The following is an 18,436-nucleotide window of genomic DNA, read 5'->3' as shown; positions in this document are numbered from 1 at the left end:
TTTGCGTGGAATAATGCGCAAAAGCCAGAATGGTGATGGCGATAGTGAATTTCAATAAGCGCCAATGCACAAACCGCACGTCTTTTAAGCAGATGGCGCTCTTCCCATCGAAAAGTCAGCCAGAAGACAAAACCGCCTCCATTCACAAAGGAACGGCATTTTCTTATTTGATGTCATAAATATTGCTTCGCTGTGTCTTGAAAGCCGCTGGTCTAGACAACTCTTTCATAATATAAGGCGCCCCTGATATTTTATTGCCGCCTCACTCAAAAGCGTGGCGTTAAAAGCGGGAACCTAATGAATATCGAGACCGCCGTGAACGACAAAGCCAGCATCTTCGATCTGGCTCCTATTTCCCTTTGGCTTGAAGACTATAGCGGTCTTCGCAAGCAGTTCGACACATGGCGGTCAGAAGGCATTACTGACCTCAAGGCTTTTCTGACGGAAGACACCAGTCGTCTTCGCATCTGCACAAGCCATATCCGGGTTCTGGCCGTCAATCGCAAAACCCTCTCGCTCTTTGAAGCGAACGACATTGACCATCTGGTCAGCAATCTGGAACGCGTGTTCCGTGAAGATATGCTGGAGCCACATATTGATGAGATGGTGCAGCTCTGGAACGGTTCCGATACGTTCTACAGCAACACGATCAACTATTCGCTGGAAGGCCGGCGCATCGATATCCAGCTCAAGGGTCGCATTCTGCCCGGTCATGAGCATAGCTGGGACCGTGTCCTGCTGTCGATCGAGGATGTGACGACTCGCGAAAACGCGATGCGTGAGCAGGATCGTCACAAGCGCCATGCGCAAGGCCTGTTCGAGCATTCTCCGGTTTCGCTGTGGGTTGAAGATTTCAGCCGTATCAAGGAACTGATGGACGATGTGCGCCAGCGCGGCATTGTCGATTTCCGCGTCTTCACTGATGTTCACCCCGAATTCGTGCGTCAGTGCATGAGCGAAATTCGCGTGCTGGAAATCAACAATGAAACGCTTGAGTTGTTCCTGGCTCCCGACAAGCCGACACTGCTGCAATCACTACCGCAGATTCTGCGCGGTGAAATGGAAGCGCATTTCCGCGAACAGCTGATTGACCTTTGGAACGGCATCCTGTTCCAGCGTCGCGAAGTGATCAACTACGCGCTGGATGGCACCGAACGCCATGTTCTGTTGCAATTCTCCGTCCTGCCCGGCCATGAAAACGACTGGTCACTGGTGCAGGTTGCGCTGACGGACATCACCGCTCGCAAGAAGGCGGAAGCCTATCTGGAATATCTCGGTAAGCACGACGTGCTGACCAAACTGCACAACCGCGCATTCTACGTGGATGAACTCAACCGGCTGGAGCGCAAGGGCCACCTGCCCGTTTCCATCATCATCATCGATCTGAATGGCCTCAAGTCGGCCAATGATCTGTGGGGACATGCGTCGGGTGACGGATTGCTGCGCCGTATTGGCGAAGTGCTGAACGAAGCCGTCAAGTTGCCCGGCCATGCCGCACGTATCGGCGGCGACGAGTTCGCAATCGTGCTGCCCTATGTGGACGAGCGCGGCGCGGAAGCCATGGTGGAAGACATCAAGCGGCTGGTCGAAATCAACAACCAGTATTATTCACAGCTGCAGCTCAACCTATCCATCGGCACAGCAACCACCACGCCGGGCGAAACGCTCGAAGCCGTTGCCAAGCGCGCCGATCTTTTGATGTATGAGAACAAGCGCCAGCAATATTCGTCCAAGGGCGGATTGCTTTAACAACGATAAAATGGCCGATCCAGTGATCGGCCATTTTGCTTTTTAATCGTCAAATTTGATGACGGATTTGCCGCGCGTCAGATCCGTTACAAGCCGCGAGAGATCATCCTGTGCTGCAATGGGCATTGCGCCCGTTATTTCCACGCCGTTGCCGGTAAAATTCTCCTGCGCTATTGCGACATGGTCCACAGCAGTCAGCCGTGCCTTCAAAAGCGCATGGTCAGAAAAATCGCAGGCGAAGGCAAAGCCGATCATCGGGATCACCTCGGTCTTTTCTGCCTGCCGCAAACAGGTCGCGGCAGTGCCGCCATAAGCGCGCATCAAGCCGCCGCTGCCAAGCAGAATACCGCCGAACCAACGCGTCACCACCACCGCAATATTGTCGAGCTGCTGACCGTCAATCGCTTGCAGGATCGGCTTGCCCGCCGTGCCGCTCGGCTCGCCATCATCGCTGAAACGATAGTTCTGCCCCATGCGCCATGCCCAGCAATTATGGTTGGCTGCAAGGTCCGAATGCTCACTCAGAAAATCCTTCGCCGCCTGCTCGCTTGCAACAGGCGCAGCAATGGCCAGAAACCGACTTTTCTTGATTTCCTGACTATAGGTTTCGACGCGACTGATCGTGAACATGGCAATCCTGCAACTATGATTTTGCGGCCTATCATGTTCCTGTGTAGATGACGACCCCTTACGCATTGCTCACCATTGCGCCCACAGCGCGGAGGGTATAAGGCATTTTAGAAATGTGCTGTTTTTTTAACAGCCTTGATCTTCCCGCAATGACTTAAGAGGCCTGCCTATGTTCGATTTGATTGTGAGAAACGCTAATCTCCCTGATGGTCGCGAGAAGCAGGACATTCTGGTCAAGGACGGCAAGATTGCCGATATCGTACCGTCAAAGGGCGAGCATCAGGCTGCCAAGGAAATCGACGCTTCCAACCGTCTCGTAACACCGCCTTTCGTCGACCCGCATTTCCACATGGATGCAACCCTGTCGCTCGGTCTGCCGCGCCTCAACCGTTCCGGCACGCTTCTGGAAGGGATTGCACTTTGGGGCGAGCTGAAGCCCATGCTGACCGTTGAAGCCATGGTCGAGCGCGCCTTGCGCTATTGCGACCTGGCCGTCAGCCAGGGCCTGCTGGCCATTCGCAGCCATGTCGATGTTAGCGATCCGCGTCTTCTCACTGCTGAGGCGATGATCGAAGTTCGCGAGAAGGTAAAGCCTTACATCGACCTGCAACTCGTCGCCTTTCCGCAGGACGGCTATTATCGCTCTCCGGGCGCGGTCGATCTTGTCAACCGCTCGCTCGATATGGGCCTCGATATCGTCGGCGGCATTCCGCATTTCGAGCGCACCATGGCTGACGGCGCTGCATCGCTGGAAGAGCTGTGCCGCATTGCAGCCGAACGCGGCCTGCCGGTCGATATTCACTGCGACGAAACCGACGATCCAATGTCGCGTCATGTGGAAACGCTGGCCGCCCAGACTGTGCGTTTCGGCCTTCAGGGCCGCGTCTCCGGTTCGCATCTCACATCCATGCATTCCATGGATAATTACTACGTTTCCAAACTCATTCCGCTGATCGCGGAAGCGCAGATGAACGCCATACCGAACCCGCTCATCAACATCACCTTGCAGGGCCGCGCCGACACCTATCCGAAGCGTCGCGGCATGACCCGCGTGCCGGAGCTGATGGCAGCTGGCGTCAACGTCGCCTTCGGTCATGATTGCGTTATGGACCCATGGTACTCGATGGGCTCCGGCGATATGCTGGAAGTGGGGCATATGGCGGTCCATGTTGCACAGATGACGTCCATCGAAGGCAAGAAGCAGGTCTTCAATTCCCTCACCGTCAATTCGGCCAAAGCGCTCGGTCTGGAAGGCTACGGTCTTGAAAAGGGCTGCAATGCAGACTTCGTCGTCCTGCAGGCGCGCGACCCGTTGGAAGCGCTGCGCCTCAAGGCAAACCGCCTGACGGTCGTGAAGCGCGGCAAGATCATTGCGGAAACGCCCCAGCGTGTCAGTGCGCTCAATCTCGAAGGCCGTCCGTCTTCGGTCGATGGGGCCGATTACGCACCGATCGGCTGATTAAACACGAAGTAACGACAAACCAGTGCCTGTTTTTCAAGCGACCGATAAAAGCGCTTGAATTAAAGGCAGATAAGTCGGAAATACGAGACATTGCTCATGCTCCTCCTGATCGGGGCGCAGGGCAATCCGTCGCGCATGGAATGCACGCACAAACACCACCTTAATGAGGGGTCCAAATGGCCAAACTATCGAACTTTACCCGCCGCGACATTCTTGCAATGTCTGCGGCTCTCGGCGCAACTGCGATTTCCACCCGCGTGTTCGCAGCCGACGAAAAGCTTAAGGTTGCAGGCATTCATGCCTCGCCAGTTGAAAACGCCTGGAACTCGCGCCTGCACGAAGCGCTGAAGCAGGCCAATGACGAAGGCATCATCGAATATGTCTTCTCCGAAGGCGTTTCGGCGAGCGACTATCCTCGCGCCATGCGTGAATATGCCGAACAGGGCATCAAGCTCATTGTCGGTGAATCCTATGCCGTCGAACGCGAAGCGCGTCAGGTTGCAGGCGATTATCCGCAGACGACTTTCATCATGGGCTCCTCCGGCAAGCCGCAGGGCGACAATTTCGGCGTGTTCGGTACCTGGAACTTCGAAGCAGCCTATCTTGCAGGCATGCTCGCAGGCTCGATGAGCAAGTCGGGCACCTTCGGCTCGGTCGGCGCTGTGCCGATCCCGGAAGTCAACATGCTGATCAACGCCTTCCAGGAAGGCGTGAAGGAAACCCGCCCGGATGCAAAATTCATCGCGTCCTTCATCGGCACCTTCTTCGATCCGCCGAAGGCCCGTGAAGCAGGTCTCGCAGCAATCGATTCCGGCGCGGACATTCTGTTCGGCGAACGCATCGGCACCGCCGACGCCGCCAAGGAACGTGGCATCAAGGCAATCGGCTCGCTGATCGACTATACGCCGCGGTACCCGGATACGGTTTTTGCCAATGCAATGTGGTACTTCCGCCCGATCCTTAATGCAGCGATTGCAGATGTGAAGGCTGCGCAGCCGACCGGCAAGGACTACACGCCGTTCAGCCTGATGAAGGAAGGCGGCAACGACATCGTCTACGTCAAGGGTGTCGCACCGGCAGAAGCCGAAGCCAAGATGGAGGCGCGCCGCGCCGAGATCAAGGCTGGCACCTTCAAGGTCGAGCCGAACCCGGCTGAACCAAAGTAAGACAGCAGCATAACAGGGCGGCATAAAGTGGCATTCGATAGCAAGCAACAGGACGCAACAGCGCTCGCGCAAGCGATTGCCGGAGGCGTTTTAAGCGCACGAGAGGCCATGGATGCCGCCCTTGAAGCCGCAGATAAATGGCGCCCTCTGGGCGCCATCGCATATCTCGACCTTGAACTTGGCCGCACCAATGCCGCAACCTTTGACGCCGATGCGGACAAAGCGCCTTTTGCAGGCGTCCCATCGCTGTTCAAGGATCTGGGCGGCCCCTGCGCCGGCCTGCCAATCCGGCTTGGCTCGCGCGCTTTCGAAAACGCATCGCCGCAAATGGATTCCGAGCTTGGCAGCCGCCTGCGCAAAGCGGGTCTCAACTTCTTCGGCACAACCACCGTGCCCGAATTTGGCCTTGCGCTCGCCAGCGAACCGGCAAGCGGCCCTCAGGCCCGCCACCCATTCGATGAAGCACTTTCGCCTGCTGGCTCATCCGGTGGTGCGGCCGCAGCCGTCGCAGCCGGAATTGTCAGCATTGCGCATGCGACCGATGCAGGCGGCTCGATCCGCGTGCCAGCCGCTACCTGCGGTCTGGTCGGCCTGAAACCGAGCCGTGGCGCCATGCCCGCAGGACCGCATTTCGGCAATTATCTCGCGGGCATTGCCAGTGAGTTCGCATTGTGCCGCTCGATCCGCGATGCCAGGACGCTGCTTCCGCTCGTCGAAGGCAAAACCGAAGGCTTCCTGCCAGATCCGGCAATGAGCACTGGGGAAATGCCAGAGCGTCTGCGCATCGGCTTTGTCACCGAAGACCTTGCCGCCTATCCCGTTACCGCGGAACGTATGCAGGCTGTGACCGATGCCGCCCGTTTTCTGGAGGCGCAAGGCCATGCAATCCGCGAAATCCCAGCGCAGGATTTAAGCCCGCTTGTGGCTTCGAGTGCGCGGGCGTTCGACCGGATCATTTCCGTCAATCTTGCCGCAGCAATCGACTTTCTGGCGATCGATCAGGAGAAGCTGGAACCGTTGACTCGCGCCGTTGCAGAGCGAGGACGCGGGCTAGACGCGGCCGCACTCTATCGTGCGATGAACGGTGCTGTCAGCGCTTCGCATATGCTCTGGCAAATTTTCCGCGATATTGATGTGCTGATAACCCCTATGCTGTCCAGAGCGCCCTTGCCATTGGGCTCGTTTCCGATGAACCATAGCGATGTGGACATGCAATGGCGGAAGATGAACGAGTTTGCACCCTATGCGGCGCTTGCCAATATTTCGGGTTTCCCGGCGCTTTCTCTGCCATTCGGAGAAGATGCCGACGGGATGCCGGTCGCTGTGCAGCTGATCGCGCCGATGGGCGCTGACAGGCTTCTTCTGAACGCCGGTCAGCGGCTGGAGGAGGATGGTCGCTGGCAGCATAAATTTCCCGTTGCGGGGTTAAACCAATGACAACGACAGTTCTTGAACTGCAAAACATCACCAAGCGCTTTGGTGCGCTGACCGCGAATGACGATATTTCGCTGAAGCTGGAGCGTGGCGAAATCCTCGCTTTTCTCGGCGAAAACGGCGCGGGCAAAACCACATTGATGAACATCCTGTTCGGCCATTATGTGCCGGATGAGGGGCGCGTCTTCGTGAAAGGCGTTGAAATCCCGCAAGGCAAGCCGCGTGCGGCCATTGATGCGGGCGTTGGCATGGTGCACCAGCATTTCACGCTCGCACCCAACCTCACGGTTCTGGAAAACATCATCACCGGCACCGAAAGCCTCTGGAAGCTCAAATCCTCGCATGGCGCAGCACGGGCCAAGATCGCGCAGATTGCAGAGCGTTTCGGCCTCAAGGTCGATCCGGATGTGCGGCTTGGCGATCTTTCGGTCGGCGAACAGCAGCGCGTGGAAATTCTGAAAGCGCTCTATAACGATGCGGATGTGCTGATCCTCGATGAACCGACCGCCGTTTTGACGACACAGGAAGCCGAAGGCCTGTTCGCGACACTCAAGGAAATGGCGCGGCAAGGCCTGTCGCTGATCTTCATTTCGCATAAGCTGCATGAAGTTATGTCGGCTGCCGACCGGGTGATCGTGCTGCGCGGTGGCAAGCTTGTCGCCGAGCGCAAGGCTTCCGAAACTTCTAAGGAAGAACTGGCAGAACTGATGGTGGGGCGGCGCGTTTCGCGCCCTGCCCGCGCGGCTGCAACGCCCGGTGAGACCTTGCTGGAAGCCAGCAATGTCACAGTTGTGGAAGACGGAATTGCCCGTCTTTCGGAACTGAATTTTCAGGTTCGTGCCGGTGAAACATTGGGCATCATCGGCGTGTCCGGCAATGGTCAGGCCGCCTTGGGCCGGTTGGTTTCGGGGCTGAGCCAGCCAGCAAGCGGCGCGCTTGTCATGTTCGGGCAAACCGTCACCAAATTCGATCCCCGCCGCTTTGTGGCGGAAGGCGTCGGGCGCATCCCGGAAGACCGGAATGCCGAAGGCGCGATTGGCGACCTGACCTTGTGGGAAAATGCCATTCTGGAGCGCGTTCGCGATCCAAAATTCTCGAGCGGCCTTCTCGTCAATCGCACTGCGGCGCGCGAATTCACTGATCGCATCATCAAGGATTTCGATGTGCGCGGCGGCACGCCGGACAGTCGTATTCGCCTCCTTTCTGGCGGCAATATGCAGAAGCTCATTCTGGGCCGCAATCTGGAGACAGCGCCGCGCATTCTCATTGCAGCGCAGCCGACACGTGGACTGGATGAAGGTGCTGTCGCGGCAATCCACACCCGCATTCTGGAAGCACGCGCCAAGGGTGCTGCCGTTCTGCTGATTTCTGAAGATCTGGATGAAATCATCGGCTTGGCGGATCGTGTTCAAGCGATTGTTAAAGGCCGCCTCTCCCCACCCATCGACGCAGAGGAAGCCAATGCGCAGAGACTGGGCCTCATGATGGCCGGCGAATGGCAGACAAATACCACGAAGGGGCTGAATTGATGCGTATTGAACGACGCGAAACCCGGCCCATGGCGTTGGTCGCCACTGCACCAATCCTCGCGGTTCTAACTGCATTTGTGCTGGCAGGCCTGTTGATTGCCGCCGCCGGTGCACCGGTTCTGGAGTCCTTCCGCCAGATCGCCATCGGTGCATTTGGCAACAAGCTTTCGATCAGTGAAACGCTGACACGCGCCACACCGCTGATGCTGACCGGTCTTGCCGCCGCTGTCGCCTTCCGCTCCAAGCTCTGGAACATCGGCGCCGAAGGGCAGTTCTATATGGGCGCACTGGCGGTGGTGGCCATGGGCACGCAATTGCAACTGCCTGCTCCTCTCCTCATTCCACTGCTGCTGATTGTCGGCGCGATTGCGGGCATGATCTTCCTGCTCATTCCGCTCGGGCTTCGCCTGCGCTTCGGCGTTGATGAAGTGGTGACAACCCTGCTTCTCAACTTTGTCGCAGTGCTGTTCGTTTCCATGATGATCGAAGGTCCAATGAAAGACCCGCTGGCCTTTGGCTGGCCGCAGTCTGAACCGGTGCCTGATGCTGCCGTGCTACCGAAAATCATGACGGGTATGCGGCTGCATATCGGCATCCTGATTGCCATCGCGCTGGCGCTGATCATCGCCTATGTGCAGAAGCGCACCGTGTTCGGTCTCGAAACCAAAGCCGCCGGTATCAATCCGGGCGCGGCACGCTTTGCAGGCGTTCCGCTCGGTCGCACACTCATCAAGGTTGCCTGCATTTCCGGCGGACTGGCAGGCCTTGCGGGCGCAATTCAGGTCATGGGCGTGAAAGGCTACGTCACGACCGACCTTTCACCCGGCTTCGGCTATTCCGGCATCATTGTTGCCATGCTTGCCAATCTGAACCCGATTGGCGCGATCTTCTCGGCGCTGTTTGCCGCCGCCATGTTCGTCGGCGCAGACGGCATGAGCCGCGCCATCGGCATTCCGAGCTTCATTGCCGATGTGACCGTGGCGCTGTCGCTCCTGACGATGCTCGTCGCCTTGTTCTTCACCCAATACAGGATCGCCCGATGAACGAGTTGATGGATATCCTGCTCTCCGCGGGCCTCTGGGTCTCGGTCCTGCGCATTGCAACACCGCTGATCTTCGGCACGCTCGGCGCGCTCTATTGCGAACGCGCAGGCGTGCTTAATCTCGGCATCGAAGGCATTATGACCTTTGGCGCGATGATCGGCTGGCTGACCGTCTTTAACGGAGCGGACCTGTGGGTGGGCGTTCTTGCGGCTGCCGCTTCCGGCGCATTGTTCGGCCTGCTTCACGCAGCCCTCACCGTCCCGCTTGGCCTGTCGCAGCACGTGGTCGGCCTCGGCATCACGCTGTTTGCCTCCAGCCTCAGCTATTTCCTGTTCCGCCTGCTGGTGCCGCTGTCTTCAACGCCGCCGACAATCACGCCATTCCAGCCGGTGAATCCGTCTTTCCTCGCCGATGTGCCTTTCCTCGGGCAGGTATTGGGCACACAGACTGCACTGACGTGGCTGGCCATTCCGCTCGCACTGCTGCTTGGCTATGTGCTTTTCCGCACGCCGCTTGGCCTTGCCATCCGCATGACGGGCGAGAACCCCCATGCTGCGGAAGCGCAGGGTATCAACCCAATCCGCGTGCGCATTTTCACGATCATGTTCGGCAGCGCCTTGATGGCGGTGGGTGGAGCGTTTCTGACGCTTTCGGCGTTCAATTCGTTCTTCCCGACCATGATGCAGGGACGCGGCTGGGTCTGTATCGCGCTTGTCGTCTTCGCATCGTGGAAGCCTGCCCGCGCGTTGCTGGGCGCATTGCTGTTCGCGCTGTTCGATGCGTTTCAGCTTCGCTTGCAAACGGTTTATGGCAAGGCTGTGCCCTACCAGCTTTTCCTCATGATCCCTTACATCATGTCGATTATCGCGCTGATCGTCATGGCGCGACGCGCACGTGTTCCGCAGGCGCTGATGCAGCCTTATCGTCGTGGAGAGCGTTGACAACATAACCGGCAGCAAGGCAGGCGACGGCGAATACGGCCACCCCGCCGAGGAAGTCGCTCAAATGGTGTCCGCCGTGCAAAAGCAATGCGGGCACCATCAGCATATTCAGGGCCAGTACGGGCAAGCGCAGCCACACGATCTGCCATGTGAAGAACACCGACATGACCGCCATTACGGTATGGAATGATGGAAAGCCTATGAGGCCGAGCACATTGGCTGGCGACAGATAGTCGACACCTTGTATCGAAAGACGAACAAGTTCTGCGGCGTAGGTCGGGCCAACGGGAAGACCAAGCTTTGCCTCGACATTCGCGGGCAGCGTCGAAACGGCGGATGCTCCGAATGACGGGAATAACGCCCATACCACCATGCAAAGCAGCGCGCCAACCATCCCGGTGATGAGAAAATGCGCAAGCTTGCGGGATTGTCCGGTAAAGCCGAGCAGAAGCACCACGATGACCAGTTGCGGCAGAGACGTGAAATAAACGATCTTCAGAAGCTTCGCGAAGCCGGGCCGTTCGGAAAAGAACAGGACCAGACTTGGCCAGTGATAACCCAACAGCTGGTCAACACTCACCCAGAAATCGTCAATTCGCGGGAAATGGATCGGCAGCAACATATAGTTGAAGACCGAACCGACCAGAGTGAACAATATGAAGCCCGCCGTCAGAATGAGCGTTTCCGAAATACGCGCATCATGTCTGACCAAACGATAGAACAGGCCAAGCATGATGGTGCCAAGGCCGATCAGACTGAGCATGCAGTAGCCTGCCCAGTCCACGCGAATACCCTTTACCGCAATGAGTATGAGGTCGATTGCGCCAAGAGCCGCAACGACGGTCAGAACAAAACGCTCATAACGCGAGAATATCATCAGCGCCCCCAATCAAACGACATGATCGGCGAAAGAGTTGAAATTCACGTTAAGCGTGCAAACAAAAACGGCGCCTGAAGGCGCCGCTTTCTATTTGATTTCGAGAGCAATCAGGCAACGCTTGCCTTGCCGCTCTTTTCGAAGCGCTTGCGCTCATTCGGGTCGAGATAGAGCTTGCGAAGACGGATCGACTTCGGCGTCACTTCAACCAGCTCGTCGTCCTGAATCCACGACAGCGCGCGTTCCAGCGTCATCTTGATCGGCGGGGTGAGCTTCACAGCTTCATCCTTGCCAGCGGCGCGGATGTTGGTGAGCTTCTTGCCCTTGAGCACGTTGACTTCCAGATCGTTGTCGCGGCTATGGATGCCAATCAGCATGCCCTGATAGACCTTGACGCCAGCGTCGATGATCATCGGGCCGCGATCTTCCAGGTTGAACAGTGCGTAAGCAACAGCTTCACCCTGGTCGTTGGAAATCAAAACGCCGTTGTTACGGCCAGAGATTTCGCCCTTATATGGCTGATAGTCGTGGAACAGACGGTTCATGATCGCCGTGCCGCGCGTATCGGTCAGCAGTTCCGACTGATAGCCGATCAGGCCACGGGTCGGAGCGTAGAACACCATACGAACGCGGTTGCCGCCCGAAGGGCGCAGCTCGACCATTTCGGCCTTGCGCTCAGACATCTTCTGAACAACGGTGCCCGAATATTCTTCATCGACGTCGATGACGACTTCTTCGACCGGCTCAAGCTTTTCGCCGTTTTCGCCGTCTTTCATGACGACGCGTGGACGCGAAACGCCAAGCTCGAAGCCTTCGCGACGCATGTTTTCGATCAGAACTGCAAGCTGCAATTCACCACGACCGGAAACGAAGAACGAATCTTTTTCGTTCGATTCTTCGATCTTGAGCGCAACGTTGCCTTCAGCTTCCTTGAGCAGACGGTCACGAATAACGCGGCTCGTCACCTTGTCGCCTTCGGTGCCCGCATAAGGGCTGTCGTTGACGATGAAGGACATGGTCACGGTTGGCGGGTCGATTGGCTGAGCTGCCAGAGGCTCGCTGACCGAAGGATCGCAGAACGTGTCGGCGACGGTACCTTTGGAAAGACCGGCAATAGCGACGATGTCGCCTGCCTGTGCTTCGTCAATCGGCTGACGCTCGATGCCGCGGAATGCGAGGATCTTGGAAATACGGCCGGTTTCGAGCAGCGAACCGTCCTGACCCAGAACCTTGACGGCCTGGTTAGACTTGATCGAGCCCGAATGAATACGACCGGTGATGATGCGGCCCAGGAACGGGTCAGCTTCGAGGATCGTACCGATCATGCGGAACGGGCCTTCGGCAACCTTTGGCGCCGGAACGTGCTTGAGCACGAGATCGAACAACGGAGCCAGACCTTCGTCCTTCGGACCTTCCGGGTTCAGCGCCATCCAGCCGTTACGGCCAGAGCCGTACAGGATCGGGAAGTCAAGCTGTTCGTCGGTCGCGTCGAGATTGGCGAAAAGGTCGAAGACTTCGTTGATGACTTCTTCATGGCGGCCATCTGGACGGTCAATCTTGTTGATCGCTACGATCGGACGCAGACCAACCTTCAGCGCCTTGCCAACGACGAACTTCGTCTGCGGCATCGGGCCTTCAGCGGCGTCAACGAGAACGATAGCGCCGTCCACCATCGAGAGGATACGCTCAACTTCACCGCCAAAGTCGGCGTGGCCCGGCGTGTCGACGATGTTGATACGGGTATTCTTCCAGACAACCGAGGTCGCCTTGGCGAGAATGGTGATCCCGCGTTCCTTTTCGATGTCGTTGGAATCCATCATGCGTTCTGCGACGCGCTGGTTGTCGCGGAACGAGCCAGACTGCTTCAGGAGTTCATCGACCAGTGTTGTTTTGCCATGATCGACGTGTGCGATAATAGCGATATTACGCAATTCCATATGGAGATCACTTCTATATGAGTTGGGAGCCGCGCCAACAGACCCGCGCGGAAAATCAATGCGGCGCTCTTACAGGTTTTTTTGCGTTTTAGAAAGGGGCAGCGCGACACTGCCCCTTATTTCTCGCGAAAAACCGTTGTTTAGCGGCGTTTTTACACCGTCATTCTGTCAGTTTTTTGTCAGTATCAGCGCCATGTCGGCGCTGGGCGTCACAACAAAGTGCCGGAAAGAATGACGATGGCGACGCTGAAATAGATGACCAGACCCGTCACATCGACCAATGTCGCCACGAAAGGCGCTGACGCGCTGGCCGGATCGAATCCAAGCCGTTTTAGCGCAAAGGGCAGCATTGAACCGGTTAAAGAACCGAACATCACGATACAGACAAGCGCCATGCCAACCGTCAGAGCGACCAGCATCCAGTGTTCGCCATAATCATAAATGCCGATCATCTGCCAGACAGCGATGCGGACAATGCCGATGAAGCCGAGGAAACTGCCGAGAGCGAGGCCCGTAGGCAGTTCGCGCAGCGCAACGCGCCACCAATCCTTGAGCTTCACTTCCTGCAACGCAAGCGCACGGATGATCAGCGAGGTTGCCTGCGAACCGGAATTGCCGCCTGACGACATGATGAGCGGTATGAACAGCGTCAGAACGAGCGCCTTTTCCAGTTCCATTTCGAAATGCTGCATGGCGCTTGCCGTCAGCATTTCGCCCAGAAACAGAACACCCAGCCAGCCAGCGCGCTTCTTCAGCATCTCGCCAAAGCCGATGCGCATATAAGGCTTGTCCAGCGCCTCCATACCACCGAAACGATAGGCGTCTTCACTGGCATCTTCGGTGATGGCGTCGAGCACGTCGTCAACGGTCACAATGCCGATGATATGGCGGCTTTCATCCACGACAGGCACGGCCAGAAGGTCGTGCTTGCGGAACAGACGCGCGACATCTTCGCGGCTGGTAAGCGGCGAAATGGTGATCGGCTCTTCATCGCGGACAATCGACAGAATCGGCTCTTCCGGCTGGCGGATGATCAGGCGGCGCAAGCTGACCACGCCCTCCAGAGCGCGCGTCTTCGGATCGACAACATAGATCGCGTAAACGGTTTCGCGCGTGCGTTCGACCTTGCGAATGTGGTCGAGCGTCTCGGCCACATTCCAGTTCGACGGCACCGCGATGAATTCGGTCGTCATGAGCGAACCGGCCGTATTCGGCGGGTAGCCCATGAGTTTTTTCAGATTGGTCTTGGTTTCCGGGGCCAGAATGGCGAACAGCCGCGCACGGTCACTCTCGTCGAGTTCCTGAAACACGTCCGTCGAGCGGTCGGCTGACATGCCGTCCAAAAGGAGGCTCGCAAGCCCCGGCGCAAGCGCCGCTACAATTTCGGCAGTACGATGCAGTTCCGGCTGATCAAGCAGGCGGATGGCATCTTCATGGGTGAGCTGTCCGAAGACGGAGATTGCGTCATCATCTTCGAGCTCGTTCAATAGCTCAACGGCATCGCCCGTATGCATATCGGCGATACGTGCAGCAATTGCAGCCGCCGGGAGGTCGGCGACATCGAGCACTTCCGGAGAGAAGTTGTTGTCGGTCATAAGCTTGCCTTTCCGTCGATCCGCCGTCAAAGGCAGATCGTGCAAGCTGACCTCAAGCGATCAGTACACGGCTACCTTGACGGCTGACACAATCGACTGTGACTGTCGCTGGGCATAAGAGAATAAAACTCCGGTTGAAGATTGCTGCCGTAAAGAGATTGCGGACAGCCAGCGTGATGTGCGCTTGGTCGCCCCTAAAGTCAAGCCCCACACAGAGGAAGTCGAAAGGTTTTTGCAGGCAAAGCGACAAACGTTGTCATCTCCAGCCTGAACCGTAAAAGCCGGTCGAACACCCTTGCCCGCCCGGCAGTGAGACCTTAAGTCTGGATGATCGAATTCATTTTGATCCGGAGTTACATGATGTCCGACAAGTCCACCTATAATCACGCGCTCACAGACTGGAACGGACCGCTGGGCCTGCCGGATTTCACCGCATTCAAAGACGAGGATTTCGCGCCTGCTTTCGATGCAACGCTTGCATCCGACCTTGCCGAAGTGGAAGCCATCACCCAGGCAACTGGCGAAGCGACGATTGAAAACACGCTGAAAGCCCTGCAGTTAACGGGCAAGGCGCTAGACCACGTGTCGGCCATTTTCTGGATGCGTGCTGGCGCCCATAGCAACGATGCAATTCAGGCGCTGGAGCGCGAAATTGCGCCAAAAATGTCGCGCCATTATTCGCGCATCATGATGGACCCGGCATTGTTCGCCCGCATCGACGCGCTCTACGACAATCGCAACATGCTGAATCTCGACACGGAAACCAAACGCGTTCTGGAAAAGACCTGGAAGGGCTTTGTTCGGTCCGGCGCAAAGCTCGATGATGCGGGCAAGGCTGAACTGGCTGGCATCAACGAAAAGCTGGCCGGTCTTGGCGCGCGCTTCGGCCAGAATGTGCTGAAAGACGAGTCGAGCTGGGCGCTATTCATCACTGATGAAGCCGATCTTGCCGGACTGCCGGATTTTCTGAAAAACGCGATGCAGAGCGCCGCAGCTGAACGCGGCAAGCCGGATGCTTATGCCGTCACGCTGTCGCGCTCCATCGTCGAACCGTTCCTCACCTTCTCGCAAAACCGCGCCTTGCGCGAACAGGCCTTCAATGCCTGGGCGAAGCGTGGCGAAAACGGCAATGAGTCCGATAATCGTGAGATCGTGCGCGAGATGGTCGAACTGCGCGAGCGCAAGGCCCATCTGCTCGGCTACGCCAATTTCGCAGCCTACAAGCTGGATGACACCATGGCCAAAACGCCAAAGGCCGTCATGGACCTGCTGGAACCGGTCTGGGACAAGGCGCGCGCAAAGGCCGCCGAAGAACAGGCCGAGCTTGAGCGCCTGATCGCCGCCGATGGCAGCAATCACAAGGTCGCGCCATGGGACTGGCGTTTTTACGCTGAAAAGCTGCGTGCCGAACGCTTTGCCTTCGATGAGGCCGAATTGAAGGCTTACCTGCAACTGGAAAAGATCATCGAAGCCTGTTTCGATGTCGCCACCCGCCTCTTCGGCGTTCGCTTCGAAGAAAAGAAGGGCATTGCCGCATGGCATCCCGACGTGCGCGTGTTTCAGGTTTTCAACCCGGATGGCAGCGAACGCGGTCTGTTCCTCGGCGATTATTTCGCCCGGACATCGAAGCGTTCCGGCGCGTGGATGAGCGCGCTGCAATCCAGCCACAAGCTCGACGGCGGCCAGAAGCCAATCATCTACAATGTGATGAATTTCGCCAAGCCCAAGGCAGGCGAACCGGCTCTTCTGTCGCTCGACGATGCCCGCACGCTGTTCCACGAGTTCGGCCATGCGCTGCACGGACTTCTGTCGGATGTGACCTGGCCTGCCGTTTCCGGCACCGCCGTATCACGCGACTTCGTGGAACTGCCGTCTCAGCTTTACGAACACTGGCTGACCGTGCCTGCCGTTCTGGAAAAATATGCCGTGCATTACCGCACTGGTGAAGCAATGCCCAAGGCTCTGCTCGATAAGGTTCTGGCAGCGCGTTCGTTCAATGCCGGTTTCAACACGGTTGAGTTCACCGCGTCTGCTCTGGTCGATATGGCTTTCCATACCGGCAATGAGAAAATCGCCGACCCTCTTTCCTTCGAGGCAAAGACGCTCGAAAAGCTGTCCATGCCTGATGCGATCATCATGCGCCACCGCACGCCGCATTTCACGCATGTGTTCTCCGGCGACGGCTACTCCGCCGGTTACTATTCCTACATGTGGTCGGAAGTGCTGGATGCGGATGCGTTCTCGGCCTTCGAGGAAACCGGCGACGTCTTCAATCCGGAACTCGCAGCCAAGCTGAAGCAGCACATCTATGCCGCTGGCGGCAGTCGCGACCCGGAAGACCTGTACAAGGCTTTCCGGGGCAAGATGCCGACACCGGATGCGATGATTGAAAAGCGCGGATTGAACTAAAGAAAAAGGCCGGGAAACCGGCCTTTTTTATTGCATATGGCTGAGAATATTGACCAGCCGCCCATAGGGATCACGGACGAAGAAACGGCGCATGCCCCATTCCTCGTCAGCCGGACCGTATTCGATTGCAAACCCGGCTTTAACGCAACGCTCCAGCGTGGCGTCCACATCGTCCACCTCAATGGAGAGATCGGGCACCGGGGTCCCCGAGCCGCCTTCGGTCGCGAATGCGATCTGCACGCGCGCTTGCGCATCGGCTGCATAGGTAATGATCCAGCCGTGATCCATCACCACATCGAGGCCCAGAACCTCGCCATAGAACCGCTTGGCCGCAGCCGGGTCATCCGTGGCGATATTGGCAACGATGCGGCGGACAGCCATCAGTATTCGCCGAGCTTGATATCCGGCGTATAGTCAACGCCGTCGACTTCCTTCACGACCGGCTGGCCGCACTGCATCACGCCTGTTGCCGCGTTGAAAGCATAAGTCGGCGAGCCATAGAGCTGCCAACCCTTGTTGAGCGCCGCCGTAACACGATGACAAAATGCGGAATCATCCGGTCCGGTGATGAAACGATAGAGCTTCATAGTCAGTCTTCCTTTGTTAAGCGTTCAAGCCCGCTTTAGTTCTTTGTTATCACGCTTTTGCTGGAAATGCTTTCGCGAGCAGCCGTTCGGCCATTTCCAGATGCAGGCGTTCAACCATATGGCCATCGAGTGACACAACGCCCTTATCCGCATTTTCCGGTTGTGCAAACAGCGCCACGACGGCTCGCGCATGCGCTACTTCCTCGTCCGTTGGCGAGAAGGCGCGATTGGCTGCCTCGATCTGGCCTGGATGAATCAGCGTCTTGCCGTCGAAGCCCATCGCGGCACCCTGCAAACACTCGGCTTCGAACCCAACCTGATCGCGGAAATCGTTGAAGACGCCATCAAGCACGGTAAACCCGCCCGCACGTGCCGCGAGAATGATCTGCATCAGCCATGGCACAAGATAAGGACGTCCGGCTTGCGGGCGAACACCGGTTTCGCGCGCAATATCATTCGGGCCGACAACGAAACAGGCGAGCCGCACTGCCGAGCGATGGCCCAGCATGGCAATCTCATCTGCATTGAGAATGCCGCGTGGGGTTTCGATCATCGCCCAAACGCCGACAGATGGATCGGCATCCTTGCGATCAAGCCGGTTCGCTGCATCGATAATGTCCTGAGGGCGCTCGACTTTCGGCAGAAGAATGGCGTCGGCGCCCATGTCAGCCGCCGCTGCCACATCATCCTTGCCCCATGGCGTCTCGCCGGAATTGACACGAATAATCCGCTCGAAGACTGGTTTCGGATGGGCCAAAAAATGCGCAGCCAAAGCCTCGCGCGCGGATTGCTTTGCCTCAGGCGCAACGGAATCTTCCAGATCATAGATCACACAATCGGCTGCGAGCGTCAGCGATTTTTCGAGCGCGCGCGGATTGGCAGCCGGGACAAACAGAACGGAACGACGAGGACGAGCGATTGTTTTCATAGCCGATTTGTGCACGGAACCGCGGCACGGTGCAAGCCTCGGACACCGGTTAAGCATCCCTCCAAAGCAGGGACTTGAAATCCGGGCGCTGCCCGCCTATTTTCCAGCCTTCGGTTGAATGCGCCAGCCGCCCGCAGGTTTCAAGCCAC

General features: G+C 57.5%; 15 protein-coding genes. 8 read left to right on the top strand and 7 right to left on the bottom strand.

All coding sequences use genetic code 11. The features are described from left to right. Positions 1-297: 297 nt before the first annotated feature. Positions 298-1,749: a sensor domain-containing diguanylate cyclase gene (locus tag FHW00_RS03530; protein ID WP_078336916.1), complete on the top strand. Its 1,452-nt coding sequence runs from the start codon at positions 298-300 to the stop codon at positions 1,747-1,749. A 42-nt stretch (positions 1,750-1,791) separates the two neighbouring features. Here the strand turns inward: FHW00_RS03530 and FHW00_RS03525 are convergent, their stop codons facing one another. Next, positions 1,792-2,379 (bottom strand): IMPACT family protein, encoded by a 588-nt coding sequence (locus FHW00_RS03525; RefSeq protein ID WP_078336915.1) that lies wholly within the window; start codon positions 2,377-2,379, stop codon positions 1,792-1,794. Between the two features lie 169 nt (positions 2,380-2,548). Between FHW00_RS03525 and FHW00_RS03520 the strand changes: the two genes are divergently transcribed. The 6 genes from FHW00_RS03520 (at position 2,549) to FHW00_RS03495 (ending at position 9,954) form a co-directional block, all read left to right on the top strand. Next, positions 2,549-3,838: an amidohydrolase family protein gene (locus tag FHW00_RS03520; RefSeq protein ID WP_078336914.1), complete on the top strand. Its 1,290-nt coding sequence runs from the start codon at positions 2,549-2,551 to the stop codon at positions 3,836-3,838. A gap of 179 nt (positions 3,839-4,017) precedes the next feature. Further along, positions 4,018-5,007: a BMP family protein gene (locus tag FHW00_RS03515; protein ID WP_113533437.1), complete on the top strand. Its 990-nt coding sequence runs from the start codon at positions 4,018-4,020 to the stop codon at positions 5,005-5,007. Positions 5,008-5,034: 27 nt separating this feature from the next. Beyond that, a complete protein-coding gene (locus FHW00_RS03510; protein WP_078336913.1) occupies positions 5,035-6,444 on the top strand; it encodes an amidase in 1,410 nt (469 codons plus the stop codon). Beyond that, a complete protein-coding gene (locus FHW00_RS03505) occupies positions 6,441-7,970 on the top strand; it encodes an ABC transporter ATP-binding protein (protein ID WP_078336912.1) in 1,530 nt (509 codons plus the stop codon). The genes FHW00_RS03510 and FHW00_RS03505 overlap by 4 nt, the downstream gene beginning before the upstream one ends. Beyond that, on the top strand, positions 7,970-9,013 hold the full coding sequence (locus FHW00_RS03500) for an ABC transporter permease (protein WP_078336911.1): 1,044 nt from the start codon (positions 7,970-7,972) through the stop codon (positions 9,011-9,013). The genes FHW00_RS03505 and FHW00_RS03500 overlap by 1 nt, the downstream gene beginning before the upstream one ends. Beyond that, positions 9,010-9,954, top strand: a complete 945-nt coding sequence (locus FHW00_RS03495) for an ABC transporter permease (protein ID WP_078336910.1) — start codon at positions 9,010-9,012, stop codon at positions 9,952-9,954. The genes FHW00_RS03500 and FHW00_RS03495 overlap by 4 nt, the downstream gene beginning before the upstream one ends. On the opposite strand, the gene FHW00_RS03490 is transcribed toward FHW00_RS03495, so the two are convergent. The 3 genes from FHW00_RS03490 to mgtE form a co-directional block, all read right to left on the bottom strand. Then, positions 9,890-10,831, bottom strand: coding sequence for a phosphatase PAP2 family protein (locus FHW00_RS03490; RefSeq protein WP_078336909.1), 942 nt, complete (start codon positions 10,829-10,831; stop codon positions 9,890-9,892). The genes FHW00_RS03495 and FHW00_RS03490 overlap by 65 nt on opposite strands. A 110-nt stretch (positions 10,832-10,941) precedes the next feature. Next, entirely contained in the window at positions 10,942-12,768 is a 1,827-nt protein-coding gene (gene typA / locus FHW00_RS03485; RefSeq protein WP_078336908.1) for a translational GTPase TypA, read from the bottom strand. A gap of 209 nt (positions 12,769-12,977) precedes the next feature. Next, positions 12,978-14,363, bottom strand: a complete 1,386-nt coding sequence (gene mgtE / locus FHW00_RS03480; protein WP_078336907.1) for a magnesium transporter — start codon at positions 14,361-14,363, stop codon at positions 12,978-12,980. A gap of 360 nt (positions 14,364-14,723) precedes the next feature. On the opposite strand from mgtE, the gene FHW00_RS03475 reads away from it, so the two are divergent. Next, positions 14,724-16,772 (top strand): M3 family metallopeptidase, encoded by a 2,049-nt coding sequence (locus FHW00_RS03475; protein WP_078337077.1) that lies wholly within the window; start codon positions 14,724-14,726, stop codon positions 16,770-16,772. A gap of 27 nt (positions 16,773-16,799) precedes the next feature. Here FHW00_RS03475 and FHW00_RS03470 read toward each other — a convergent pair whose 3' ends face one another. From FHW00_RS03470 to FHW00_RS03460, 3 genes are read right to left on the bottom strand one after another with little or no spacing between them, the layout of a single operon-like run. Beyond that, positions 16,800-17,153 carry a VOC family protein gene (locus FHW00_RS03470; protein WP_078336906.1) on the bottom strand — a complete coding sequence of 118 codons (354 nt, stop codon included), beginning with the start codon at positions 17,151-17,153 and terminating at the stop codon, positions 16,800-16,802. Further along, on the bottom strand, positions 17,153-17,359 hold the full coding sequence (locus FHW00_RS03465) for a DUF1737 domain-containing protein (protein WP_078336905.1): 207 nt from the start codon (positions 17,357-17,359) through the stop codon (positions 17,153-17,155). The genes FHW00_RS03470 and FHW00_RS03465 overlap by 1 nt, the downstream gene beginning before the upstream one ends. A 49-nt stretch (positions 17,360-17,408) precedes the next feature. Next, positions 17,409-18,344, bottom strand: a complete 936-nt coding sequence (locus FHW00_RS03460) for an HpcH/HpaI aldolase/citrate lyase family protein (protein WP_445557848.1) — start codon at positions 18,342-18,344, stop codon at positions 17,409-17,411. Positions 18,345-18,436: the final 92 nt, after the last annotated feature.

This window comes from Ochrobactrum sp. P6BSIII (genome assembly GCF_014138065.1).
In the GTDB taxonomy this organism is placed as follows: Bacteria; Pseudomonadota; Alphaproteobacteria; order Rhizobiales; family Rhizobiaceae; genus Brucella.
Note: the sequence above shows the minus strand (reverse complement) of the source record. Positions and strands in the feature narration are given on the sequence as shown.